Annotated in this window: 23 protein-coding genes; 6 read left to right on the top strand and 17 right to left on the bottom strand. The window is 65.7% G+C overall.

Going from position 1 to position 22,775, the window contains the following annotated elements:
* The first annotated feature begins 74 nt into the window (after positions 1–74).
* Positions 75–932: a hypothetical protein gene (locus J0A90_RS16305; protein ID WP_207034464.1), complete on the top strand. Its 858-nt coding sequence runs from the start codon at positions 75–77 to the stop codon at positions 930–932.
* A gap of 126 nt (positions 933–1,058) precedes the next feature.
* Here J0A90_RS16305 and J0A90_RS16300 read toward each other — a convergent pair whose 3' ends face one another.
* The 13 genes from J0A90_RS16300 to J0A90_RS16240 all read right to left on the bottom strand — a co-directional run bounded on the left by J0A90_RS16300 (position 1,059) and on the right by J0A90_RS16240 (position 10,258).
* Positions 1,059–1,664 (bottom strand): DUF4376 domain-containing protein, encoded by a 606-nt coding sequence (locus J0A90_RS16300; RefSeq protein WP_207034461.1) that lies wholly within the window; start codon positions 1,662–1,664, stop codon positions 1,059–1,061.
* A gap of 1 nt (position 1,665) precedes the next feature.
* Positions 1,666–4,512: a hypothetical protein gene (locus J0A90_RS16295; RefSeq protein WP_207034458.1), complete on the bottom strand. Its 2,847-nt coding sequence runs from the start codon at positions 4,510–4,512 to the stop codon at positions 1,666–1,668.
* A gap of 10 nt (positions 4,513–4,522) precedes the next feature.
* Positions 4,523–5,077 carry a phage tail protein I gene (locus tag J0A90_RS16290; protein ID WP_207034456.1) on the bottom strand — a complete coding sequence of 185 codons (555 nt, stop codon included), beginning with the start codon at positions 5,075–5,077 and terminating at the stop codon, positions 4,523–4,525.
* Positions 5,070–5,969 (bottom strand): baseplate J/gp47 family protein, encoded by a 900-nt coding sequence (locus J0A90_RS16285; RefSeq protein ID WP_207034453.1) that lies wholly within the window; start codon positions 5,967–5,969, stop codon positions 5,070–5,072. Before J0A90_RS16285 ends, J0A90_RS16290 begins: the two co-directional genes overlap by 8 nt.
* 3 nt (positions 5,970–5,972) lie before the next feature.
* Positions 5,973–6,323, bottom strand: coding sequence for a GPW/gp25 family protein (locus J0A90_RS16280; protein WP_035474362.1), 351 nt, complete (start codon positions 6,321–6,323; stop codon positions 5,973–5,975).
* Complete coding sequence (locus tag J0A90_RS16275; protein ID WP_207034450.1) at positions 6,323–6,961, bottom strand: phage baseplate assembly protein V; 639 nt, start codon at positions 6,959–6,961, stop codon at positions 6,323–6,325. Before J0A90_RS16275 ends, J0A90_RS16280 begins: the two co-directional genes overlap by 1 nt.
* Positions 6,962–7,188: 227 nt before the next feature.
* Positions 7,189–7,683 carry a phage tail protein gene (locus J0A90_RS16270; RefSeq protein ID WP_207034448.1) on the bottom strand — a complete coding sequence of 165 codons (495 nt, stop codon included), beginning with the start codon at positions 7,681–7,683 and terminating at the stop codon, positions 7,189–7,191.
* Positions 7,658–7,798: a hypothetical protein gene (locus tag J0A90_RS16265; protein ID WP_207034444.1), complete on the bottom strand. Its 141-nt coding sequence runs from the start codon at positions 7,796–7,798 to the stop codon at positions 7,658–7,660. Before J0A90_RS16265 ends, J0A90_RS16270 begins: the two co-directional genes overlap by 26 nt.
* On the bottom strand, positions 7,791–8,138 hold the full coding sequence (locus J0A90_RS16260) for a hypothetical protein (protein WP_207034440.1): 348 nt from the start codon (positions 8,136–8,138) through the stop codon (positions 7,791–7,793). The genes J0A90_RS16265 and J0A90_RS16260 overlap by 8 nt, the downstream gene beginning before the upstream one ends.
* Positions 8,139–8,155: 17 nt before the next feature.
* Positions 8,156–8,656 (bottom strand): lysozyme, encoded by a 501-nt coding sequence (locus tag J0A90_RS16255; RefSeq protein ID WP_207034437.1) that lies wholly within the window; start codon positions 8,654–8,656, stop codon positions 8,156–8,158.
* Positions 8,653–8,862 carry a hypothetical protein gene (locus tag J0A90_RS16250; RefSeq protein ID WP_035474355.1) on the bottom strand — a complete coding sequence of 70 codons (210 nt, stop codon included), beginning with the start codon at positions 8,860–8,862 and terminating at the stop codon, positions 8,653–8,655. The genes J0A90_RS16255 and J0A90_RS16250 overlap by 4 nt, the downstream gene beginning before the upstream one ends.
* Positions 8,863–8,944: 82 nt before the next feature.
* The gene (locus tag J0A90_RS16245; protein ID WP_207034434.1) at positions 8,945–9,154 is read right to left on the bottom strand and encodes a tail protein X; all 210 of its coding nucleotides are present in this window, start codon (positions 9,152–9,154) and stop codon (positions 8,945–8,947) included.
* Positions 9,155–10,063: 909 nt separating this feature from the next.
* Entirely contained in the window at positions 10,064–10,258 is a 195-nt protein-coding gene (locus J0A90_RS16240; protein WP_035472617.1) for a hypothetical protein, read from the bottom strand.
* Positions 10,259–10,631: 373 nt separating this feature from the next.
* On the opposite strand from J0A90_RS16240, the gene thpD reads away from it, so the two are divergent.
* Both thpD and J0A90_RS16230 read left to right on the top strand, forming a co-directional pair.
* Complete coding sequence (gene thpD, locus J0A90_RS16235) at positions 10,632–11,579, top strand: ectoine hydroxylase (protein WP_207034432.1); 948 nt, start codon at positions 10,632–10,634, stop codon at positions 11,577–11,579.
* Positions 11,580–11,789: 210 nt separating this feature from the next.
* Entirely contained in the window at positions 11,790–12,452 is a 663-nt protein-coding gene (locus J0A90_RS16230; protein WP_207034429.1) for a fumarylacetoacetate hydrolase family protein, read from the top strand.
* Between the two features lie 126 nt (positions 12,453–12,578).
* Here J0A90_RS16230 and speA read toward each other — a convergent pair whose 3' ends face one another.
* The 3 genes from speA to J0A90_RS16215 all read right to left on the bottom strand — a co-directional run bounded on the left by speA (position 12,579) and on the right by J0A90_RS16215 (position 16,125).
* Positions 12,579–14,486 carry a biosynthetic arginine decarboxylase gene (speA, locus tag J0A90_RS16225; RefSeq protein WP_035472623.1) on the bottom strand — a complete coding sequence of 636 codons (1,908 nt, stop codon included), beginning with the start codon at positions 14,484–14,486 and terminating at the stop codon, positions 12,579–12,581.
* Positions 14,487–14,696: 210 nt separating this feature from the next.
* On the bottom strand, positions 14,697–15,644 hold the full coding sequence (locus J0A90_RS16220) for a homoserine kinase (RefSeq protein WP_207034426.1): 948 nt from the start codon (positions 15,642–15,644) through the stop codon (positions 14,697–14,699).
* Positions 15,645–15,792: 148 nt separating this feature from the next.
* A complete protein-coding gene (locus J0A90_RS16215; protein ID WP_207034423.1) occupies positions 15,793–16,125 on the bottom strand; it encodes a DUF2782 domain-containing protein in 333 nt (110 codons plus the stop codon).
* A gap of 222 nt (positions 16,126–16,347) precedes the next feature.
* On the opposite strand from J0A90_RS16215, the gene polA reads away from it, so the two are divergent.
* The 3 genes from polA to nadA all read left to right on the top strand — a co-directional run bounded on the left by polA (position 16,348) and on the right by nadA (position 21,759).
* Complete coding sequence (gene polA / locus J0A90_RS16210; protein ID WP_207034420.1) at positions 16,348–19,128, top strand: DNA polymerase I; 2,781 nt, start codon at positions 16,348–16,350, stop codon at positions 19,126–19,128.
* A gap of 152 nt (positions 19,129–19,280) precedes the next feature.
* Positions 19,281–20,696 (top strand): NADP-dependent phosphogluconate dehydrogenase, encoded by a 1,416-nt coding sequence (gene gndA, locus J0A90_RS16205; RefSeq protein WP_207034416.1) that lies wholly within the window; start codon positions 19,281–19,283, stop codon positions 20,694–20,696.
* 13 nt (positions 20,697–20,709) lie between these two features.
* Positions 20,710–21,759: a quinolinate synthase NadA gene (nadA, locus tag J0A90_RS16200; RefSeq protein ID WP_207034413.1), complete on the top strand. Its 1,050-nt coding sequence runs from the start codon at positions 20,710–20,712 to the stop codon at positions 21,757–21,759.
* 205 nt (positions 21,760–21,964) lie between these two features.
* Here nadA and J0A90_RS16195 read toward each other — a convergent pair whose 3' ends face one another.
* The gene (locus J0A90_RS16195) at positions 21,965–22,735 is read right to left on the bottom strand and encodes a MipA/OmpV family protein (RefSeq protein WP_207034410.1); all 771 of its coding nucleotides are present in this window, start codon (positions 22,733–22,735) and stop codon (positions 21,965–21,967) included.
* Between the last annotated feature and the right edge of the window lie 40 nt (positions 22,736–22,775).

Below are 22,775 nucleotides of genomic sequence, written 5' to 3'. Positions count from 1 at the left end.
TAACGGGGCTGTCAGGGGCTCATGGTGTGGGGGATGGTAGTCTGGAGCGAGCGGGGGGCGGTGTAGGATGGCGGATGACAATCTTAGATCGTTCAGATTATGTGGGGGCGGCAACTATGCGTAATTTCGAAGGTTTCGTATTTCTGAATATCGATAACTTTGCATGTGCGTGGAACACCTATATTGGCTGTATACATTCGGCCGATGCGGGGCTGACTAAGCCAACGAGGTTGGCTGTGTCTAGCTGGTTGGCATTCTTGCTAAAAGATAGACGTCGGTTTGAAATTGAGTCGTTGTTTGAACGTGTCAGACAAGCGGAGCGCCCTGGCGCGCCGTCTAGGATGCGCGGTTTTTTTGTAATTGAGGATATGGGAAGCGCTGTAAGAATTTTGGATGAAGATCCTTGGGGGTGTCACTTCTGCGAAGATTTTATAACTGATGTTGGTGTGAGCGCGATCAGTGAAGTCCGAGTTGATTCCAATTGGTTCCATTATTATGAAAAGCTGGTCGAGCAGAGATGGGATGCAACTGATATAGCTAAAAATTATTGGAGTGGTAAGCCTTACGCCGATAGAGCCCCCATTTGGGAAACTATAGTCGATGGGGAAATAATGGTTTGGGGTGAGGAGCTTAGGAAGCATGCTTTTGAGAACATCAAATCGCGTGCTCCTCAAAATATACCGCTTCTTGAGGTGGCAAGAGTTGCGCACGAGGACGCCGAGGGGCTAGGGGAAACAGCGGCCTTTGTTGTGGGTGGTCATCAAAAGTATGTTAATTATTTTATTAATTTTGATGCCACAGATGACAAATTGGCTAGTCTGTTCCACAAGGCAACGGTGAATGGTCAAATCAATCCCGTAGCACTCAAGGGTTTTGAACAGTACGGGTTGGTTCTGCCAGATTTAAGTAATGAAGGATTTGAGATCAAGTGAAGGTTGGATGTCTTGTTATTGATTAATTGGTAAGCCCGCCACCCGGCGGGCTTTCTCGTTCCGCCAATCCTTAACGCTACAGCTCCAGCCGAGGCGCGCAGCGCTTGGCGATGGAGGAACCGTTCATCACGTGGCCGTATCGGCCTCGGTGTTATCGGCGGGCTCCCATCTCACCGCCTCTATCGCCTCGCGGTCGCCGGCCGCCTCGGCGGCGGTGATGGCGTCCTTGAGCCGCCATGACTTGGCCAGCAACCCCTGCTTGAACGCCTTGGCGGCGTCGGTCAGCGCGATCATCTGCTCGGGTGTGAGCGAATAGACCGTGTTCGACTGTGCCCGCAGCGCCATGCTGGCGTCGGTGTCGCCGGCGGCGCGGCGGTCGCGGGCCTCGATGGCAAGGCCGAGCAAGTTGGCTTCGTCTTCGTCCGGCCGGGTCTGGATCACATCCTCGCTACCGTCCGGCAGTGTGTAGGGCATGCCGGCACGCAGCGCGGTGGCCAGGGCTGTCTCGATCGCCAAGCGCTGGCGGTTGGCGAGTTCGGCCATGGTCGGTTGAGGCGGGTCGACCAGCATCGGGCGGCCGGTGTCGTCGGCGGCCCATCGTTGACCGCTGGTCTGCCCCTCGAGCATGGCCTGATGTTCGTCGTGACTGACTTCGACGGCATCCTCGGGTATCTCGCGATGAATTGCCGAGTCGAAAAAGGATAGAACCGATGCGCTGAAAAAGAGGGCCATATTAGTTTCCTATCGCAATAAATAAGACAGGGCCGGTACCGATATCTTCGCCGCCTGCTACAAAGTAAGACGTCGTGAATTCATCGACCGACCAGGCGCCGTCCCCGGTATATCTATTGCCATTGACCTGCACGGAATAGATATTATTGAACTGGATCGGGAAGTTGGTGTGCTGCCGTGAGGTGCCCCTGCCCCATTGAATCAATAAACCGTTGGGTAGCCGTGCATAGCCGTTGGTCCGGATGCTCGCGGCGGCTTCGCCGTCGTGCCAGATGCGTTGTTGCTTGTAGCGCAGGTCCCGAGGGCTAATCAGCAGCATCTCTTCTGCGTCGGCATTGGTCACCGGGTTTTCGCCGCCGCTGGCGCTGTAGCTGTAAGTTAGGCGATCAAAATCGAACCACAGTGCGCCACTGCCGGCATCGGTGCTGCGGTCCTCGAATACCACGCCGGGTGCGAAAGCGTTGAGCGTGATGCCATAGGCCTCTGACGAATTGTTCAGCGCGTGGCCCGAGCCCCACAACTCCAGCCTGCCAACGATCTGCTGTGACGCTTGACCGCGATTCCAGATGAAGTCGCTCGCGTGCTTGCCGTCGACCTTATCGGCACTGCCGGAGATATCGATCGCCGCCTGACCATCCAGCAGCGAGGCGTCGATGCCGCCGGTCGCGCGATCCAGGCGCCCGCTGGCGTTGACCCGAAAGATGTAGCCGTCGCCATCGTGCATATCGAGATTGCCACCGCTGGAGACGGACACCCGAGCGCCGCCGCTGCCGTGGATAGCGGACTTGTCGTAGTCTTTCTCTTTCAGTAATCGGTCGCCACCGGCTTCCACCCAGCCGGGGCCGAGCAGCACGCGCGGGGTATGAGCGGTGGGGTCCTGATCGGCGAAGAAGGCCAGCGTGTCGGTGCTGTCGTCGTATACCAGGCCGTCCCAGTTGGTCGAGCTCGTCGACCCAAGGGGAACGCGATAGTTGCCGACATCGCTGCGCAGAAACTGACCGGCTTGGAGGCCGTCGACAGTATCGGCATCGAGCCCGGAACCCGCGCCCTGGTTTTGATCGTTCCAGAACGTAAACCACCCTGACCAGCCAGATCCGCCATAGCCACGGAGTCTGACGCTGGGCTTGTCATGCTCGAGCAGCAGCATAGAGCCACTTCCGCTGTTATAGCGGGTCCAGAGCACGGTGGCGGAGCCGCCAGGGCGATTGAAGTTCGAGGTGATGCGATAGAGCCCTGACGGCACGTCGGTAGGCGTGGTGTCCAGGTCGTCGAGCGGCCAGGTGGGGCAGGTCTGGGCGCCGAGACCAAACAGATTCAGCAGCTGGTGACCGCCACGGGGACTAAGAAATGAGGCGGTATCGGTCCCGGCTTCGACCTGTGATTGGGTCGAGGGTTTCAGCAGCCGGTCCGTCAGCTGTTTTTCCCAGGCCCTGAAGTCGGAGTCTACGTTGACCCGGTGAAACTGCTCGCCGGTCGTCGAGTCCCAGTAGGTCTGAATCACCCCATTGTTGTAGGTGCGGGCCAGATTGATCAGCAAGCCGGTATGGATGGCATCGCCATAGGGCCCATTCAGCCACTTACCCGAGGTGGTACCGACGAAATCCTGGGTGAGCCAGATATCGAAGTCGCTGCCCATCAGGTCGTTGCAGTCGGGAGCGCTGCCACCCCAGCCGATGGCGTGAACGTGTTCGGCCATCGCCCGCGGTGTCGCCCAGACGGTGTCGCTGGTGCCCGCGATGGCTTCGCTGCGCGTTGCCGGGCGGTGATTCTGTTCGTTGAACCCTTTCACCCACGGCGACCACTGGGTATCCCAGCGATAGCTGCGGGTATAGATATCGACCCCCGAGTAGGGCATGAAAAGGGCCGTGCCGTACTGGTTGTCGTTGTAGCGCATCCACAGAACACAGCCGGAGCCGAGCGGCGTGCCGTCGGTGGTCGATGTCAGTCGATACATCCCGGACGGTACGTTCAGCGGGTCATCGTTGAAGCTCGAGTTGGGCCAGCTCGGCAGCGTGGTGACACCGAGGCCGTACTGCCGAAAGGCAGCTACTACCCCCGCCGCATCGGGGTAGACACCAGCCGTACCCGCCTTGGCCTCGGCGTCGGTGGCTTTCTCCACCAGGCCGGCGGTGGTCGTCGTCGCGGTGCGCGCATTGAGGCCCGCCGGCGTCACCGCGCGGGCGTTGTCGCTGCCCTCCTTGGTCTCGGCGTAGGTGGCCAGCTCGACCATGCCCTGGGCGTTGGTGGTGGCCGCGGGGTGGTTGCGACTGGCGGCGTGGTCGTTGAGCTGCTTCAGCGTGGCGTAGGCGGCGAGCACCTTGTCGATGAACGCCTTGAGTGTGCGCGGGACGACCCCGCGGCGGGCGTCGCTGCCGGCGTCGACCTCGGCCTGGGTGGCGAGCTCGAGCACCCCGGCGACTTCGGTGGTGGCCGGCGGGTTGAGAAAGGCGGCGTCGCCGAAGGTGATCGAGGAGACGTCGAGGGACTCGACCACCAGGTCGGTGGCCAGCAGCAGGGTCGAGGGGGCGGCCTTCTCGATGATCCACTCGCTCTGCGAGTAGACCGCGAAGAGTACGCCGGCATCGGTGAACAGGCCGATCTCGCCGACGGCGTAGGTGTCGCTGCTCTCGTCCTGCACGCTGACGTGCAGGGTGTCGGCGGCGACCGCCTGGCCGGCCATGCTGGCCAAGCGCTTGATCGGTTCGCGCAGGGCGGTCTGGTCGGCGCTGGGGGTGTAGCGGCCGCGGCCGAAGCCGATCTCGCTGAGGGTCAGGGCCGTGGTGCCGTCGTGGTCGGCGTCGATCAGCGCGGCGCGGCCGGCATCGGTGATGGTGAAGACGATGGCCATCGGGGGTCCTCTAGTGGGCGGTGGCCGCCAGGCGGCGGTAGACGTAGGCTCGGGCGCCGCCGGCGACGCCGACACCGCCCGTGGCGCTGAGCCCGGCGGTGAAGGTGAAGTGCGAGCGGACCGGCTTGGTGCGGGTGATCTCGTCGACGATGTCCTGCTGGAAGGCGGCGCTGTTGGGCACCTCCGCGCCCAGGGTCAGCACCACGTCGAAGGTGTGCGGTGCGCCCGGCTCGGCTTTCTGCCACCACTCGCGCAGCGCCAGACTGGAGCCGAACGAGCGGACCACGTCGCGCACGCTCTTGGCGGTGCCCTTGCGACGCTGGATTTCGATCGCGTTGCGCAGGCGCTGGCGCTTGATGCGCTCCGGCCAGTAGGGCTGCCAGGCATCCAGCGAGAGCGCCCAGGCGAGCCACGGCAGCAGCTCGGCGGGGCAGGTGTCCGGGTTCCACAGCGCGCGCAGCGGCACCGGCAGCTCGCTGGCACCGGCGGCGGTGGTCTCCAGGGCGTGCTCCAGGGGGCTGGCATTGGGCGGCAGCAGGCTGGCGCGGGGGCGCGGCTCACTCATCGAGACCTCCGTCGCGCAGCGCGATCTCGCTGCAGTGGGTCGCCTGGGTGCGGTCGATCACCAGGCTCGCCGCGGGGTCGGTGAGTTCGACCCGCTGCACGCCGGGCTGGTGCAGCGCGGCGTAGAGCCCGGAGAGGGTGACATCGAGGCCCAGACGGTGCTGCTGCTCGGCATAGACGGCGGCGGCGGCGCGCGCTTCGCGCATCACCACTTCGCGGTCGGGGCCGGCGTAGAAGTAGAGGGTGGCGGCGATACGGTAGTCGACGATCTCGGCGCTGCGCACGCTGACGTGATCGGTGAGCGGGCGCACATCCTCGGCAGACAGCGTGGCGTCGACGCGCGCGAGCAGCTCGGCCGGGGCGCTGCCGTCGCCGTCGCGGGCGAGCACGGTGACTACCACCTCGCCTGGCGCCGGGCTGGTGGCGCTGGCATCCAGCACCTGGCCGTCGGCGGAGAGCGCGTGGAAGACGTAGGCGCCCTCGGGGCCGGCGGTGGAGAAGCCCTCCAGCGAGAGCTGAATGCGCCGGCGAAAGTCGGCGTCCGTCTCGTAGGTGGCCGGCACCGGCGGCACCGCTGCCGGGTCGCCGGCATCCAGGGTCTGGCGGGCGACGCCGAAGAGCGCGCCGAGGTGGTCGAGATCGGCGCCGCGGGCGTAGGCGAGCATCACCCCCTGGGCGGCTTCGTTGATCCGCTGGCGCAGCAGCAGTTCGCGGTAGGCGGCGGCCTGCAGGATCTTGTAGGCGGGGTCGGACTCGACGCTGACATCGAATGCCGGGGCCCGCGCGCGCAGGTCGGCGAGCAGGGCGGCGAAGATCGTCTCGAAGTCGAGCGGCTCGACGATATCCGGCGCGGGCAGCCGCGAGAGATCGACGGCGGTGAAGCCTCCGGCCATGGTTTAGGTCTCCTGTCCGAGGGGGATATCGAAGGTGAGGTCGGCGCCGTCGTCGACCCGTTCGGCGTGCACGCTGAGCGTCAGCCGCCCGGGGCGCGTGGTAGAGACGTGGCGCGTGATCTGCTTGACGCGAATCCGTGGCTCCCAGCGCATCAGTGCCACCACCGTGGCCGAGTAGGCGCGCAGGGCGGTGGCGCCATCCAGCGGCTGGTCGATCAGCTCCGGCAGCAGCGAGCCGTAGTCGCGGCGCATCACCCGTGAGCCGATGGGCGTGGTGAGAATGTCGGTGACGGACTGGCGAATATGCGCGATGCCCGCCAGCGCCGCGCCGCTGGTGCGATCCATGCCGGCCATCAGTTCACCCCATCCGTCTGGGCGCCGCCGCGCTGCACGCCGCCGTGGGTGTGGCTCGAGCTGATGTCGCGGCCGTTGCTGGTCACCGCGCCGGTGAAGTGGGTATCGCCGGCCATCGTCGCGGTCTGGCCGCTGGGCTGGCTAAAGTTGCCGTTGAGCGTGAGATTGCCGTTGATCACGGTGTCGGCGTTGAGGGTGGCGCCGCCGGCGGCGGTGGCGGTGAGCGTCGCGGCGGTGGTGACGCTCACCGCGCCCTGGGCGTCGAGGCTGGCCGAGCCGGGTAGGGTGGCGCTCAGGTGGCTGGCAGCGTGGTCGTAGCGGAGCCGCGCGCCGTCGGGCAGTTCGATCAGGGTTAGATTGGCATCATGGCTCGGCGCCGGCACCGCGTCCGAGTTCAGCGCCGAGAGCACCAGGGCGCCGCGCAGCTCGCCGCCGGGGGCCAGCAGCAGCACCTGCTCGCCCAGGGTCGGTGGGTTCCAGGTTCGGGTGTGGCCGGCGCGGGCGGTCAGCCACGGCAGCCAGTCGGTGAGCAGCGCACCGCTCTGGACGCGCACGCGCACCGCGGCGTGGTCGATCGCGGCGACACGGCCGACACGGATCAGATTGTGGAGCAGACGGGCAAGTTCGACGGAGTTCATGGCGCACCGGTGGCGGGAGACGGCATGCGCTCATGGTCCGCGGCGCGGGGCGGGCTGGCGAGCCGCGGGCGTTGTCGGCGGGGGTTCGACGTGGGGGCTGTCTATCGCCCCCGAATCCGAGCGTCAGGCTTTTTATCGCCCCCGGAGCCGGGCGTTAGGCTTTTTATCGCCCCCGGAGCCGGGCGTTAGGCTTTTTATCGCCCACGGGGCTGGGCGTCAGACATTGCCTAGGCCAGTGGGCCATCCCACTCGGCCACCAACCGATACCCCTCGTCACCCGCGCTGTCGTCGCGCAGCAGCAGCTGCCAGTGCTCGGCGGGGCAGGTCTCTTGCGCGAAGGCGGGTTGGCGATGGTCGAGGATGATCTCGCCGCTGGCGCAGTCGTGGCGCGCCACCACGCGCTCCTCGAGCGGCACCCACAGGCGCAGGTCGGCGGGCGTCTCGCCGGCGAAGGCCCAGGCAAAGCGCAGGCCCGGTTCCGGCCCTAGCTCGGGCTGATAGCGCGACAGCCACGCCAGCAGCGGCAGCATCACCGCGTCCAGGGTATCGTCATAGGCGTGCAGCGTCAGCTCAGCGGTCACCGCATAGCCGTGGGAGAGCGAGGCCCCCGGGGCGAACCGGATGCGCCCCTCGTCCACCTGCGCCGAGAGCCGGTTCGGCATCTCCTGCAGCGCCGGCACGGTGCGCCGCAGATGTTCAATCAGGGCGTTCAGCAGTTGCATGTCGGGTCTCCTCCAGGGTGGTCACCAGTCCGTTATGTCGAATCGCGCAGGCGTGGTACTGCGCCGCCCAGTCGCGCAGCGTCAGCACCACGCTGGCGCCGCTGCCGTCACTCAACGGCGGCAGCGTCGTCGGGCAGCGGGTCAGCAGCGTCTGCTGGATCGGGAGCGCGGCCGGCGGCGGCGTCGTTGAGCAGGCGCACAGCGTCAGGCTCAAGGCAGACGCGGCGGTAAATCGGTTTCTGAATTTCACGAATCACTCCGCGGTCGATGACCCGTTGATTGGCGTCCAGGGTCGAGAGCCGCGCTTCCACCACCCCGGCGATGACGGACTCCCGCGACAGCGCCCGATCGGTCGCCGCCTGGGCGGCTTCAAGGGCGGTGAGACGCTGGGCATCCTCGAACCAGCCGCGGCTGAACCAGCCTGTGCCTGCGGCGATCGCCAGGACGGTGAGCATGACGAGCGTGCGCGCCGTCACTCCAGCCCCGCCAGGCACAGCTCGCGCTCCGCCGCACGGCGCTCGACCAGCCCCGGCAGCTTGCGGCCACCGGCATAGACCCAGCGCGCAAGCTGATCGCAGGCGGCGCGCGTGTCGCCTGCGTTCAGCCTGGCCAGCAGGGTCGAGTCGCGAAACGCCCCCTCGCCGACGTTGAAGATGAACGAGGCCAGCGCCGCCCGGCGGGTTGGCGGCAGCGTGGCGTTGATCGCCGGGGCGACGTTGCGGTCGATGGCCGCGAACGCCGCGCCCAGGTCGCCGGCCAGCAGCGCCTCGCACTCCTGGGTGGTTCGGGTCTGGTTCAGCGCGACCGTCGGCCCGGTGTGGCCGGTGCAGATCGTCGGGATGCCGACAGGGTCGGGATACGCCTGCAGCTCGGTGCCTTCGTAGTGCTTGACCACATTGATCGAGAGCGACAGTGCCAGGCCGCAGGCGCCGCCGATGCCCGCGCCGCCGAGCCAGCGTTTCCAGTGGTTCATGAACGCCTCCGCCGGATACGCGCCCACCACTCGCGCAGATTGCCGAGATACTTGGGCACGATCAGCCCGATCTGCAGCGCCAGATAGGCCAGGGTCAGCACCGTGACCCAATCCGACGGCGTCATGCCGCCGGCATGCAGCAGCGAGACGAGCGCAGGCGGCGTGGTCTTGATTGCCTCGGTGGTGATATTCGACTGATGGGCCATGCCGATTCCTGCGTCGACGCGGGCCGGTATGACGCTCACACCGGCCCGCGACGGGATGAAAGAAGCGCTGATCGGGCCGGGCTCAGCGCCACAGCTCGATCACCCGCGGCGTGGGTGACGGCGAAGCGATATCCGGCAGCACCACCGGCGTGGCGCTCGGCAGCCGCGGGCCCAGCGCGCACAGCCCGGGGTTGTGCGTCAGCACCTGCACCACCAGATCGGTACGCCCATAATGGCGCTGACACAGGCGATCGACGGTATCGCCCTGAAGACTCGACACGGTTCGCGGCATGCGTACTCCCGGCTTGGCACTCGACTCGCCCGGGGCCCGTGCCGATGAGCGGCGCGGGCACCCCGGCACCTCACGATCCCCCGAGAGTGCGACGCCCGCCCGCCGGCCTCAATCCAGCGCGAACGTCCACCGCCCGGCGACAACCCAGTCAAGCGAAAGCAGCGTGCCACGCGGTGGGCGGAGCGCGATCACGAGCGGGAACCAGAGCACGGGAACAGCGCGCCAGGCGGGCGGGAAAGATGATGAACACTTCCCCCATACTCTTCGCGCCAGCGCGCGGCAGCGACGGGACATGCGTAGTCGGGGAGAAGATAAGCCTTTGTTTTCTATCAATAGTGGCGTTGTCTTGTAATCAGTAGGTCTTGCCGCTTCTAGGCGAAAAATCCGCTCGTGGCGGGGCGGTATGGGAGGGAGATCGGCCGCCGAGTCGCAGGTTTATCGTCCTTCGTGAGGGAGCCGACGAGCCTATACTCGCTCGCGTCTAGGTGGGCGATGAACGCGAATCAGGAGGTGGGATGAAGACGCTTGCCGTTCTCTTGGTGCTCGGCTGTGTGGGACAGAGTGCAGCCGCGCTGGCCGGTGATTGTGCCGAATTCCGCTGCCGCTTTGGAGACGTGCCGCGTCCTCCCGAAACGCTGATCGCGGAGCCCTTTCATGTCTTCTATGGCCAGCCTACGCCGCGGCCGATGCGACCCTATCGCGATCTCGGGGCTGGGGAGATGTCAAGGGAGAGCGCTTCCGGGCACGGCAGCCCCGTCGGGGAGAGGGGGAAGTCACCCGAGCGCGAAGCGGCGCCGTCGTCGAGTGATTCGGTGCCGTAACAACTCGCTGGCGCCGTGGGCAGCCAGGTCGTCAGTCGTGCCGCGGGCGTGTGCTGATAGTCGGCTCATTGGCACGCTGAAAGATTTGTCATGCTGCGCGATGACGCGGCGGCGTCTGTTCGCGGCGAGACGCCATCAAGGTCGACTCCAGCGCCAGCGTCTGGCACTTCACGGCGGTACAGTTGGCGCAGCGCACATGGGGGCTCTCCCCGGGCTGCGTCGGCAGGTGGAAACGGTCGCTGCCGCACAGCGAGCACTGCATATCGAGTGTGACGCAGATCATGGCTGACCTCCCCCGGAAAACGGCAGGGCGGAGTGTGGCTGCCCCGGATGAAAGCTTGATGACGTCGAGCACGACCCCGCCCCCATCTATCGGTTCCTGCGTCAGATCGCGGGGCACCCAGCTGACATTTTCTTGCTTTACGTTATCGCGGGCCCAGGGCGGGCCTGCCACGGTGGCCTGGCCGGAACGGTCGCAGAAGCGCAGCGCCGATAGCGGCCCGGGGCTGACCCGGGCAGGCGGTTGCAATTCTGGCCGACTTTTCTAGGCTTGAGTTCCTTTTGATGTCAGATGAGGAAATTCCACTCGACCCACCTATCGGCACGACTGCCGAGGACTGGATCTGAAACCTGATCACAAACTTGGAGGTGATTGGATGTCAGTACAGACCGCATCCCCCCGTAAGCAGGACACGTGGACGAAGCAGGATCGCTATCCGACACGTTTGCGCCGGTCGCAGGAAGCGCTCTGGCGTGAGCGTCAGGAAGCAGTCATCAAGGGCCGCCATCTGGACGGGCCACTCGACGCCACCCAACTGGACGCCTTCGAGCGCGATGGCTTCCTGTTCGAGCCCAACTTCCTGGGCCACGACGAAGTCGCTGCGCTGTGCGAGGAGCTCGCCGCGCTGCTGGCGCGGGATGATTTTCGCGACCGCGACTTTGCCATTACCGAGCCGGACAGCCAGGAGATCCGCTCACTGTTCGCTGTGCATTTTCTGTCGCAGCGCTTCGCGCAGCTGGCGGCGGACCCGCGCCTGACCGGGCGAGCACGTCAGATCGTGGGCGGCGACGTCTACGTGCATCAGTCGCGGATCAACTACAAGCCTGGCTTTCACGGCAAGGGCTTCAACTGGCACTCGGACTTCGAGACCTGGCACGCCGAGGACGGCATGCCCGAGATGCACGCCGTCAGCGCCTCGATCGTGCTCACCGACAATCATCACTTCAACGGCCCGTTGATGCTGGTGCCGGGCTCGCACAAGGTGTTCGTGCACTGCCTGGGTGAGACGCCGGACGACAACCACAAGCGCTCGCTCAAGCAGCAGGAGTTCGGCGTGCCGAGCCAGAACGCCCTGCGCGAGCTGATCGAAGCCAATGGCATTCAGGCGCCGACCGGCGCTGCCGGCGGGCTGCTGCTGTTCGACTGCAACACCCTGCATGGCTCCAACGCCAATATGTCGCCGGACCCGCGCAGCAACGCCTTCTTCGTCTTCAACCGTCGCGACAACGCCTGCGTGCGCCCGTTCGGGGCCAAGCAGCCGCGTCCGGCGTTTCTGGCCCATGCGCCGGATGAGGTGTGGACACCCCAGGGCGTGACCCACTGACGACGCGCCGCGGCCTGGCTCTGCTCTTCGATAGTGCGCCGCTGCCCGGTTCTGCTTTTCGATAGATAGTATAGAGAGCCAGGCTCGCCGCCAGGCGTGATGCCATCGACCGCCGTTGAGGCTAGACTCGTCGAGTCTGCGTCGACGGCGGTTTTTCGTATTGCCTTCGGCGCACTTCTTGCGGTTCCACCACTGGCAGGGGAGTAGAGCATGGCTTTCACCACGCGCTTCGTCGACGGCAGCGAAACTGGGTATCCACTGGGCAAGATTCTGTGCGTGGGGCGCAATTACGCCGAGCACGCCGCCGAGCTCAACAACCCGGTTCCCAGTTCACCGCTGCTGTTCATGAAGCCGGCGACCAGCGCGGTGGAACTCGAATCGCCGATCGCCCAGCAGTTCACCCATGGTGAGGTGCACTTCGAGACCGAACTGGCGCTGCTGATCGGCGAGCGTCTGAGCGCGGCGAGTGCGGCGGAAGCGCTCGCCGGCATCGCCGGGGCCGGCCTGGCGCTGGACCTCACCCTGCGCGACGTGCAGTCGGCGCTCAAGGAGAAAGGCCACCCGTGGGAGCGCGCCAAGGCGTTCGATGGTGCCTGTCCGCTGTCGCGCTTCGTGCCGGTGGATGCCGATACCGATTGGGCCAGTGTCTCTTTCCATCTGGATATCAACGGCCAGCGCCAGCAGAGCGGCAAGCTTAGCGACATGCTGTTCACGGTCCCCGCGCTGCTCGAAGAGATGACCCGCACCTTCACCCTCGAACCCGGCGATGTGGTGCTGACCGGCACCCCGGCCGGCGTCGGCAAGCTGCCGCGGGAAGCGGTGCTCGGCCTGTCGCTGTCGCTGGGGCTGGATATCGGCACGCGTACCCGCTGAGGCGTCTGCCGGTGCCGGGGCACTGACGCCAGACGCAAGAGCCGCCGGGCACGGCAGACTGCCGGGCACAAAAAACCGCGATCTCGTCGCGGTTTTTTGCATCTGTCATGAGACTGGGTCGGCGTCTCACTCCAGATAGGTGTAGCCGCTCAGGCCGGCGGAGAGTTCTTCGACGAACTGCTCGCGTTCCTCGACGCTCAGCGGGCTGGCGATCAACTGCTCGGTGAGCTGCTGCTTGAGCGCCTCGGCGTCGAAGTTGACGTAGCCCAGCACCGCGGCCACGGTATCGCCCTGCTGCACGTGGGAGAGGCGCCACTCGCCGTTGTCATCCAGCGCCACGTCGACCGAGTCGGTATCGCCGAACAGATTGTGCAGATCGCCCAGGATCTCCTGATAGGCGCCGACCAGGAACAGCCCCAGCAGCTTGTCGTCGTCATCGTCCCATTCGGGTAGCGGCAGCGTGCTCTCGAGCCCCTGGCCGTCGACGTAGAGATCTATCCGCCCGTCGGAGTCGCAGGTGATGTCCTGGATCACGCCGCGCCGGGTCGGCGTGTGGTCGAGTCCGGTCAGCGGCAGCACCGGGAAGACCTGGTCGATACCCCAGACGTCCGGCAGCGACTGGAACAGCGAGAAGTTGACGAACAGCTTGTCGGCGAGCTTCTCGGCCAGCTCGTCGGCGATGTCGCGATGGGCGCGGTTGCGGCCGTCGAGCCGGTCGCGCAGGCGCTGGCAGGCCGCGAAGTAGACCGACTCGCCCTCGGCGCGGGCCTGGATATCGGCCAGCCCCATGACGAAGCGATCCTGCAGCTCGCCCACTGCCTGCACCACGTCGTGGTAGGCCTCGACTAGGTCGCGCGGCTCGCGCATGCCTTCGAGCCGGTCATAGACCCGCCACAGCTCGTCGACGTGCGGGTCCTCTCCGACCCGGCGCTCCGGTTCGATGTGGCCCATGCGCTCTTCGCCGATGACATTGGTCACCAGCACCGCATGGTGAGCGGTCAGGGCGCGTCCGGACTCGGAGATGATCTGCGGATGCGGCAGCTCGTGGGTGTTGCAGATCTGGCTGAAGGCCCACACCACGTTGCTGGCGTACTCGCGCATGGAGTAGTTGATCGAGCAGAAACTGCGCGAACGCGTGCCTTCGTAATCCACGCCCAGCCCACCGCCGACGTCGACGGTATCGATCGGCGCGCCGAGTTCGCGCAGGCTGTGATAGAAGCGCGCGCACTCGCGCAGGCCGCGCTGGATGTCGCGGATATTGGCGATCTGCGAGCCCAGGTGGAAGTGCACCAGTTGCAGGCTAGCGAGGGCACCGGCGTCGCGCAGGCGCTCGGTGATGGTCAGGATCTGGGTCGCGGTGAGACCGAATTTCGACTTCTCGCCGCCGGTGTCCTGCCACTTGCCCTTGCCCACCGAGGAGAGGCGCGCGCGCACGCCGATACGCGGCCGCACCTGGAGCTTCTCCGCCTCCTCCAGGATCAGGCTCAGCTCGGAGTACTTCTCCACCACCAGGTAGACCTTGTGGCCGAGCTTCTCGCCCATCAGCGCCAGGCGGATGTATTCGCGATCCTTGTAGCCGTTGCAGATGATCACCGAAGGGCCGTCGCCGGAGAGTGCCAGCACCGCCATCAGCTCCGGCTTGCTGCCGGCTTCCAGACCGACTCGACCGTGACCGCGCTCCTGGGTGGCCAGGATCTCCTCGACCACGCGGCGCTGCTGGTTGACCTTGATCGGATAGACCGCGGTATAGCCGCCCTGGTAGCGCTCTTCCTGCATCGCCTGATCGAAGGCCATGCACAGCTGCTCGACCCGGTCGTGCAGGATGTCGATGAAGCGCACCAGCACTGGCAGGCGCAGGCCGGCGTCGCGCAGCTTGTCGACCAGAGTATCGAGCACCATGCTGGGGCCGGGCACTTCGCTGCCCAGCGGCCTGACCAGCGTGCGGCCCTGGTCGTCGACGTCGAAATAGCCACTGCCCCACTGATCGATATTGTAGGTGCGGCGGGCCTGTGCGGCGGGAGAAGGATTCGGCATGACGCTCTCCGGTGGACCGGCGGTGAAATCCCGGCGACAAGACAGCTAGCGCGCCGGGCGACGATGGCGCGCATTATGCCGTTGCACTGTGTCGGGAACCATGAATTTCAGGAAAAAAGCCACGGCGCGGCCGCGCGGATTCGGCGCCGCGTCACAGCCTGAGCCGCGGTTACGGCGCCACACTAGCCTAGTCGAAAACGCGTCCGGCGCTCACGCCGGCAGCGGCGGGACTACGCCCTCGAGCCGCCGCATCAGCAGGGTGCGGAAGCGCGCCGGATCGTGGGGGGTGATGTCGTGCGCCGGCGGGTCGACGTGGATCACCAGCAGGCGCGACAGCCAGTAGCGCAGCGCGGTCATGCGCAGCATCAGCGGCCACAGCGCGCGTTCGGCAGCGCTCAGCGGGCGGTGAGCCAGATAGGCGCCGAGGATGGCGTCGTAACGCGCGCGGTCGATCTCGCCCGCGGCATCGCTGGTCCAGTCGTTGATCACAATCGCCAGATCGAACAGTAGCTCGCCGGTGCAGCCGTTGTAGAAGTCGATGATGCCGCCGAGGCGGTCACCGTCGTAGAGGGTGTTGTCGCGGAACAGGTCGCCATGGATGGCGCCGCGCGGCAGCTCGGCATCGGTGAAGGCCGCAGCGTAGGCGGTGATCTCTTCGCGCATCAGCGCTTGGTCGCGGCTATCGAGATGGGGCAGCACTTCGCGATGGCGGCGCTCCAGCCAGGCCAGGTTGCGCGGATTGTCGCGCTGGCCGGTGAAGCGCTGCGACACCTGATGCATGCGCCCCAACGCATCGCCGAGCGCGGCACACTGGGCCAGGTTGGGGGCGCTGGGGTGGCTGCCGGGCATACGCGGAAACAGCAGCGCCGGGCGGCCGGCGAGGCGCTGCAGGGCGACCCCTTGGCGGTCGTGGACCGGCCCCGGCACCGGCAGGCCCTGGGCGTCCAGATAGTCGAGCAGATCGACGAAGAACGGCAGATCCTCAAACTCGCCCTGTTCGAACAGCGTCAGCACCCACTCACCCTGGTCGGTGGTCACGAAGAAAGTGCTGTTCTCGGTGCCCTGGGGGACGCCTTTCAGCGCGACAAAGTCGCCGACGGTGTAGCGCGTGAGGAAGTCAGCGACCTGGGCATCGTCGAGGGGAGTGAATACGGCCATGGCAATATCGGATCTGGGAGCGGAAACCGCGCATTGTAGCGGTTGCGGCGGCGCGCTCCTACCTCGCGTGCGTCGCTGCGACCGTTTGCATCGTAGCCTTCATTCAGTTGGCGGCCCACGCGCGCGTCGCCGCTACGCCTTACGAGCCTCACTCGCGCTGCACCCACTCGGGCACCGGTACGGTATCGGTATCGCGACGCTGGTAGTTGCCGTCGCCGTCGGCGTCGTAGAGGAAGTAGGCCTGCCCCGATTTGGGTGCCACACGAATGGCGTAGAGCTTGCCGTTGAGCCGATACTCCGAGACCGTCTGCTGGGCATCACTGTGGGTGGTGACCTGGGGCGTCGGCGTGTTCTGCGCCAGCGCCATGGGTGTCAGCGCGGTCGTAGCCAGTGTGGTCGCGACCAGCATAGCGGCCAGCAGCACGCCCGGCAGCGGGTGGCGCAGCGCCTGAAGCAGCGTGTGCAATGTCGTCTTGGGCATGGCAATGACCTCCGATAGCGCGGCTACCACGGGCGGCGAAAGTGCTTCCCGGCGGCAGCGGGTGCCTGCGCGGCCCAGTCTAGCGCTGGATCGCGGCTCTTCGCATCTGCTTCGACCACCGGCACGGGTGGGGATTCCCGATTGCCGGCGGTGCGCCCTGACGCCGAGCGGCGCCTTGCGTATCATGAGACCATCGAAAGCCAGTCACGGATGCCCCAGCTCATGGCAGATGCCCCCATCGTCCTCGTCGACGGTTCCTCCTATCTCTATCGCGCCTTTCACGCCCTGCCGCCGCTGTCGACCTCCGACGGTCAGCCGACCGGTGCAGTGCGTGGGGTGCTGGCGATGCTCAAGAGCCTGATCAAGCAGTATCCGCTGAGCCCGATGGCGGTGGTGTTCGACGCCAAGGGCAAGACCTTTCGCGACGAGATCTACGCCGAGTACAAGGCCCACCGGCCGCCGATGCCGGACGATCTGCGGCCCCAGGTCGAGCCGCTGCACGACTGTGTCAGAGCGCTCGGTCTGCCGCTTTTGTGCATCGAGGGGGTCGAGGCGGACGACGTTATCGGCACGCTGGCCCGGCTTGCTACCGAATCCGGGCGCGATGCGGTGATTTCCACCGGCGATAAGGACATGGCCCAACTGGTCAACGCCCATATCACCCTGGTCAACACGATGAAGGACGAAACCCTCGACGTGGCCGGGGTGGAGGCGAAGTTCGGCATACCGCCCGAACTGATCATCGACTATCTGGCGCTGATGGGTGACAAGGTCGACAACATCCCCGGCGTCCCCGGGGTCGGCGAGAAGACCGCGCTCGGCCTGCTCCAGGGCATGGGCGGCGGCCTCGACACCATCTACGCCGATCTCGAGCGCGTCACCACGCTCGATTTCCGCGGTGCCAAGACGCTGCCCAAGAAGCTCGAAGCCAACCGCGAGCAGGCTTTTCTCTCCTATCGCCTGGCCACGATCAAGACCGACTGTGAGCTGCCGGTGGGGCTCGACGAGCTGCACCTGGCCGAGCCCGACCGCGAGGCCCTGAAGGCGCTGTATACCCGGCTCGAGTTCAAGAACTGGCTGGGCGAGCTGCTCGACGGCAAGGACGAGGGCGTGGACGACGTCGCCTCGGGCAGTGCGGTGGCGAGCGACAGCGTCGACGAGGATCCGGCGCTAACTAGCCCCTCGCGCGAGGATCACACCCTGCTCACCCAGGCGGAGTTCGACGCCTGGGTCGAGCGCCTGGCGGCAAGCGAGGCGTTCTGCTTCGATCTCGAGACCACCAGCCTCAACTACATGGAGGCCGACATCGTCGGCATCGGGCTGGCGCTCGAGCCGCACGAGGCGGCCTACATTCCGGTGGCCCACACCTATCTGGATGCCCCCGACCAGCTCGACCGCGAGGCAGTGCTGGCGGCGCTCAAGCCGCTGCTCGAAAACCCCGACATTGCCAAGATCGGGCAGAACCTCAAGTACGACATCTCGGTACTGGCGCGCTACGACATCCGGGTCGCCGGCGAGCTGATCGACACCATGCTCGAGTCCTACGTCTTGAACTCCACCGCGACGCGACACGACATGGATTCGCTGGCGCTCAAGTACCTCGGAGAGAAGACGATCAGCTTCGAAGAGATCGCCGGCAAGGGTGCCAAGCAGCTCACCTTCGATCAGATCGGTCTCGAGGAGGCGGTGCCCTACGCCTGCGAGGACGTCGATATCACCCTGCGCCTGCATCGTGAGCTGCGGCCCAAGCTCGAAGCGGAAGGGCGCCTGGCCGAGGTGCTCGATCGCATCGAGCGGCCGCTGATTCCGGTGCTGTCGCATATGGAGCGCGGCGGCGTGGCCCTCGACCCGGCGCGCCTGCATGCTCAGAGCCAGGCGCTGGAAACCCGCATTCGCGAGCTCGAGAGCGAAGCCTTTGAACTGGCGGGCCGGGAGTTCAACCTCGGCTCGCCCAAGCAGCTCGCCGAGATCCTGTTCGACGAACAGAAGATCCCGGTGATCAAGAAGACGCCCAAGGGCGCACCGAGTACCGCCGAAGCGGTGCTCGAGGAACTGGCACTGGACTACCCGCTGCCCAAGCTGATCATGGCCCACCGCGGCATGACCAAGCTCAAGTCGACCTACACCGACAAACTGCCGCGGCTGGTCAACCCGGCTACCGGGCGGCTGCACACCAGCTATCACCAGGCGGTCACCGCCACCGGGCGTCTGTCGTCGTCCGACCCCAATCTGCAGAACATCCCCATCCGCACCGAAGAGGGGCGCAAGATCCGCCAGGCGTTCGTCGCCCGCGACGGCTACCGCATCGTCGCCGCCGACTACTCGCAGATCGAGCTGCGCATCATGGCGCACCTCTCCGATGACAAGGGCCTGCTCGATGCCTTCGCCAACGATCAGGACATCCACGCCGCCACTGCCGCCGAGGTCTTCGGCGTGGCGCTGGAGAAGGTCACCGTGGATCAGCGACGCAGTGCCAAGGCGATCAACTTCGGGCTGATCTATGGCATGAGCGCCTGGGGCCTGGGCAAGCAGCTGCACATCGAGCGCGGTCAGGCGCAGACCTATATCGACCGCTACTTCGATCGCTACCCCAACGTCGCCACCTTCATGGACAGGATTCGCGCCCAGGCGGCGGAAGATGGCTTCGTGGAGACGGTGTTCGGGCGCCGGCTCTACCTGCCGGAGATCAAGGCGCAGAATCACGCCCGGCGCCAGGCCGCCGAACGCACCGCGATCAACGCGCCGATGCAGGGCACCGCGGCGGACATCATCAAGCTCGCCATGATCGACGTGCACCACTGGCTCAACCCGGCCAAGGGCCAGGCCGAATTCGACGCCTGGATGGTGATGCAGGTGCACGACGAACTGGTCTTCGAGGTCGCCGAGGCGCAGAGCGACGACTTCATCGCTGCGGTGCGCCAGCGTATGCAGTGCGCCGCCGAACTCAAGGTGCCGCTGATCGTCGACGCCAATAGCGGCGCCAACTGGGACGAGGCGCACTGAGCCCCGGCGGGTTAGTCTCCAGCCGGCGGTGCCGGGCGGGGCAGCGGGCGATTCGGCGGAACGCCCGCTCTGCCTTACAATAGGGAGCATCCGTCAGCGGGTGACGTTCATCGCCGCGTGGCGGCTTCATTTTTGCAAGGAGCATCAATTCCATGGCCAAACAGCAAATCGGCGTGGTCGGCATGGCCGTCATGGGGCGCAATCTGGCGCTCAACATCGAGAGTCGCGGCTATACGGTGTCGATCTACAATCGCTCGGCGGAGAAGACCGACGAGGTGATGGCCGAGAACGGCGACAGCAAGCTCAAGCCGTTCTACAGCGTCGAGGAGTTCGTGGCGTCGCTGGAGACCCCGCGGCGCATTCTGCTGATGGTCAAGGCCGGCGATGCCACCGACAAGACGATCGAGTCGCTCAAGCCGCATCTCGACCAGGGTGACATCCTGATCGACGGCGGCAATACCCCGTTCGAGGACACCATCCGCCGCAACAAGGAGCTTTCCGAAGCGGGCTTCAACTTCATCGGCACCGGCGTCTCCGGTGGCGAGGAGGGCGCGCTGAAAGGGCCGTCGATCATGCCGGGGGGGCAGAAGGAAGCCTACGACATGGTGGCGCCGATCCTCGAGAAGATCGCCGCGCGTGCCGACGACGGCGAGCCCTGCGTGGCCTATGTCGGCCCGGACGGTGCCGGCCACTACGTCAAGATGGTTCACAACGGCATCGAATATGGCGACATGCAGCTGATCGCCGAGGCCTACGCGATCCTCAAGGGCTCGCTGGGGCTCTCCAATGCCGAGCTGGCCGACGTGTTCAGTGAGTGGAACGAAGGCGAACTCGACAGCTACCTGATCGATATCACCGCCAAGATCTTCACCAAGCAGGATGACCAGAGCGATCACGACGTGGTCGATATCATCCTCGACTCGGCGGGGCAGAAGGGCACCGGCAAGTGGACCAGCAAGAGCGCGCTGGATCTCGGCGTGCCGCTGCCGCTGATCACCGAGTCGGTCTTCGCGCGCTTCATCTCGGCGCTGAAGGACGAGCGTGTCGCAGCGTCCAAGGTGCTCAAGGGCCCGGCGCAGAAGACCTTCGAGGGTGACAAGGCCGAGTTCATCGAGAAGGTGCGAAAGGCGCTCTTCTTCAGCAAGATCGCCTCCTACGCCCAGGGCTTCGCTCAGATGCGCGCCGCCTCCGAAGATCATGGCTGGGACCTGAACTACGGTGAGGTGGCCAAGCTGTTCCGCGCCGGCTGCATCATCCGCGCGCGTTTCCTGCAGAAGATCACCGACGCCTATCAGGAGAACCCCGAGCTCAAGAACCTGCTGATGGCGCCGTACTTCGGTGAAATCGCCGGCAACTACCAGCAGGCGCTGCGCGATGTGATCGCTCATGCCGTCCAGAATGGCATCCCGGTGCCGACCTTCTCCTCGGCGATCGCCTACTACGACAGCTATCGCAGCGAGAAACTGCCGGCCAATCTGATCCAGGCCCAGCGCGACTTCTTCGGCGCTCACACCTACAAGCGTGTCGATCGCGAAGGGACCTTCCATACCGAGTGGTTGCAGGACTGACGGAGACGAAGCGATGGCGGAGCGGGAGCGGGAACGCGTTCGCGAGCATCTGGCGGGCCAGGCGCAGCCGGCGCTCGACGAAGAGGCCAAGGCGCACTATCGGGCGCGTATCGCGGCGCAGTTGAAGGCGCGTAACGCGGTGCTGGTCGCGCACTACTACACCGATCCCGAGATCCAGGCGCTGGCGGAAGCGACCGGTGGCTGCGTCGCCGACTCGCTGGAGATGGCGCGCTTCGGCAAGGATCACCCGGCGACCACGCTAATCGTTGCCGGGGTGCGCTTCATGGGCGAGACCGCCAAGATCCTGAGCCCCGAGAAGCGGGTGTTCATGCCTACGCTGGAGGCGACCTGCTCGCTGGACATTGGCTGTCCGGCGGATACCTTCTCCGCCTTCTGCGATCAGCATCCGGAGCGCACCGTGGTGGTCTATGCCAACACTTCGGCGGCGGTGAAGGCGCGTGCCGACTGGGTAGTGACCTCGTCGATCGCGGTGGAGCTGATCGATCACCTCGACCGCCAGGGCGAAAAGATCCTGTGGGCGCCGGATCGTCATCTGGGCCACTATGTGCGCGAGCGAACCGGGGCAGACGTGCTCTGCTGGGAGGGCGAGTGCATCGTCCATGATGAGTTCAAGGCCAAGGGGATCCTCGATCTCAAGGCGCTGCACCCGCAGGCCGCCGTGTTGGTGCACCCGGAATCACCCGCCTCGGTGGTGGAGATCGCCGATGTGGTTGGCTCCACCTCGCAGCTGATCAGCGCGGCTCAGAAGCTCGACAACCCCAGCTTCATCGTTGCCACCGATCGCGGCATCTTCTACAAGATGCAGCAGCTGATGCCGGACAAGACCTTCATGGCCGCACCCACCGCGGGTAATGGCGCCACCTGTAAAAGCTGCGCCAACTGCCCGTGGATGGCGATGAACGGTCTCGAGAACACCCTGGCGGTGCTGGCAGACGCCAACGGCTGCGGTCAGGAAATCCATGTCGACCCCGAGATCGCACGCCAGGCGCTGATCCCGCTGAATCGGATGCTCGAGTTCGGTGCCGAGTTGAAGCGCCGTTAGGCTGGGTAAGAGAACGCACTTCGCTCGCCGATTTTTGGCATTAACCCCAGCGCTGTCATTGGAAAGACGAAAACGCCCGCCCCGGTTACCCCGGGGCGGGCGTTTTTGCCGATGGGGCGGCGTGGCTCGCCCCTGGCGATGTCACCGGTGCTCGGTGTCACCCGTGCTTTCTGTCACCAGTACTTTCTGTCACCCGTGCTAGGCGTTAGAAGTGATAGTTGATGAAAGCCCCCGCGCGCCACTGGGTGGCGTCGCCGAGATCGTCGACGATCGGGCTGTCCTCGGCGTCGCCGGTGAGGCGCGCCACGCCGACCAGGCCGGTGATCGACCACTGGCGGGTAAGGTAGTAGCTTAGAGTGGCATCGGCGCCGAGGGTGAAGTAGCCATCGTTCGGATCGTAGGCACGAATCCCCGAGCGCGCGCTTTCGCCCGTCGAGACGCCGAACAGGTCGTCGGTCCAGGCCGCGCTGGTGTAGCTGAAGCGCGGGCCGACGATGAAGGCGGCGCGCTCGCCGAGGCGGGCGACGTGGGTCGCCGCGAACTTGACCCGATAGCCGTCGATGTCACCGGTGAACGGCGTTTCGGCGGCGGCGCTGTAGCGCCAGGTGTCGTCGAGATAGCTGGCGCGCAGGCCGACGGTGGCGCCGCCGTCGACCTGATCCAGGGCGCGGATGTCGCCGGTGTCGTCGCGGCCGAAGGTGTAGCCGATGAAGGGCGCGACCCGCCACTTGCCCTCGCGTACCAGATTCCAGCCGATGCCGTCGGTCACGCTGACGAAGAAGGTATCGCCGTAGGTCGCATCCAGCGACGGCCAGGCGTTCCACTCGTAGTCGTCGCTACCCAGATAGTCCGGGGCATAGATCGCCCCGGCGCCGACGCTGCCTTCCCAGGTCGGCTGGGCCGCGTTGGCCGCGGCGGCGGTGGAAAGGCCGACGGCGAGCGCCAGTAGACGGACACCATGAAGTGAAGCACTCATCTCTCTGATCCCTGTGACGATGCAGTTGGGCGAAAACATA

The sequence above is a fragment of the Salinicola sp. DM10 genome (genome assembly GCF_017306975.2).
Classification (GTDB): Bacteria; Pseudomonadota; Gammaproteobacteria; order Pseudomonadales; family Halomonadaceae; genus Salinicola.
The sequence above is the reverse complement of the archived record's forward strand: the minus strand, read 5'-3'. Positions and strand labels throughout refer to the sequence as shown.

Bases quoted from the DNA above. Each gene is read 5' to 3' on its own strand.
- J0A90_RS16250 (WP_035474355.1), bottom strand. From the start codon at position 8,862: ATGGCCCATCAGTCGAATATCACCACCGAGGCAATCAAGACCACGCCG.
- J0A90_RS16300 (WP_207034461.1), bottom strand. From the start codon at position 1,664: ATGGCCCTCTTTTTCAGCGCATCGGTTCTATCCTTTTTCGACTCGGCA.
- speA (WP_035472623.1), bottom strand. From the start codon at position 14,486: ATGCCGAATCCTTCTCCCGCCGCACAGGCCCGCCGCACCTACAATATC.
- J0A90_RS16270 (WP_207034448.1), bottom strand. From the start codon at position 7,683: ATGCAACTGCTGAACGCCCTGATTGAACATCTGCGGCGCACCGTGCCG.
- J0A90_RS16245 (WP_207034434.1), bottom strand. From the start codon at position 9,154: ATGCCGCGAACCGTGTCGAGTCTTCAGGGCGATACCGTCGATCGCCTG.
- J0A90_RS16280 (WP_035474362.1), bottom strand. From the start codon at position 6,323: ATGGCCGGCATGGATCGCACCAGCGGCGCGGCGCTGGCGGGCATCGCG.
- J0A90_RS16255 (WP_207034437.1), bottom strand. From the start codon at position 8,656: ATGAACCACTGGAAACGCTGGCTCGGCGGCGCGGGCATCGGCGGCGCC.
- nadA (WP_207034413.1), top strand. From the start codon at position 20,710: ATGGCGGAGCGGGAGCGGGAACGCGTTCGCGAGCATCTGGCGGGCCAG.
- J0A90_RS16195 (WP_207034410.1), bottom strand. From the start codon at position 22,735: ATGAGTGCTTCACTTCATGGTGTCCGTCTACTGGCGCTCGCCGTCGGC.
- J0A90_RS16295 (WP_207034458.1), bottom strand. From the start codon at position 4,512: ATGGCCATCGTCTTCACCATCACCGATGCCGGCCGCGCCGCGCTGATC.
- J0A90_RS16305 (WP_207034464.1), top strand. From the start codon at position 75: ATGACAATCTTAGATCGTTCAGATTATGTGGGGGCGGCAACTATGCGT.
- gndA (WP_207034416.1), top strand. From the start codon at position 19,281: ATGGCCAAACAGCAAATCGGCGTGGTCGGCATGGCCGTCATGGGGCGC.
- thpD (WP_207034432.1), top strand. From the start codon at position 10,632: ATGTCAGTACAGACCGCATCCCCCCGTAAGCAGGACACGTGGACGAAG.
- J0A90_RS16215 (WP_207034423.1), bottom strand. From the start codon at position 16,125: ATGCCCAAGACGACATTGCACACGCTGCTTCAGGCGCTGCGCCACCCG.
- J0A90_RS16240 (WP_035472617.1), bottom strand. From the start codon at position 10,258: ATGATCTGCGTCACACTCGATATGCAGTGCTCGCTGTGCGGCAGCGAC.
- J0A90_RS16260 (WP_207034440.1), bottom strand. From the start codon at position 8,138: ATGCTCACCGTCCTGGCGATCGCCGCAGGCACAGGCTGGTTCAGCCGC.
- J0A90_RS16290 (WP_207034456.1), bottom strand. From the start codon at position 5,077: ATGAGTGAGCCGCGCCCCCGCGCCAGCCTGCTGCCGCCCAATGCCAGC.
- polA (WP_207034420.1), top strand. From the start codon at position 16,348: ATGGCAGATGCCCCCATCGTCCTCGTCGACGGTTCCTCCTATCTCTAT.
- J0A90_RS16285 (WP_207034453.1), bottom strand. From the start codon at position 5,969: ATGGCCGGAGGCTTCACCGCCGTCGATCTCTCGCGGCTGCCCGCGCCG.
- J0A90_RS16220 (WP_207034426.1), bottom strand. From the start codon at position 15,644: ATGGCCGTATTCACTCCCCTCGACGATGCCCAGGTCGCTGACTTCCTC.
- J0A90_RS16230 (WP_207034429.1), top strand. From the start codon at position 11,790: ATGGCTTTCACCACGCGCTTCGTCGACGGCAGCGAAACTGGGTATCCA.
- J0A90_RS16275 (WP_207034450.1), bottom strand. From the start codon at position 6,961: ATGAACTCCGTCGAACTTGCCCGTCTGCTCCACAATCTGATCCGTGTC.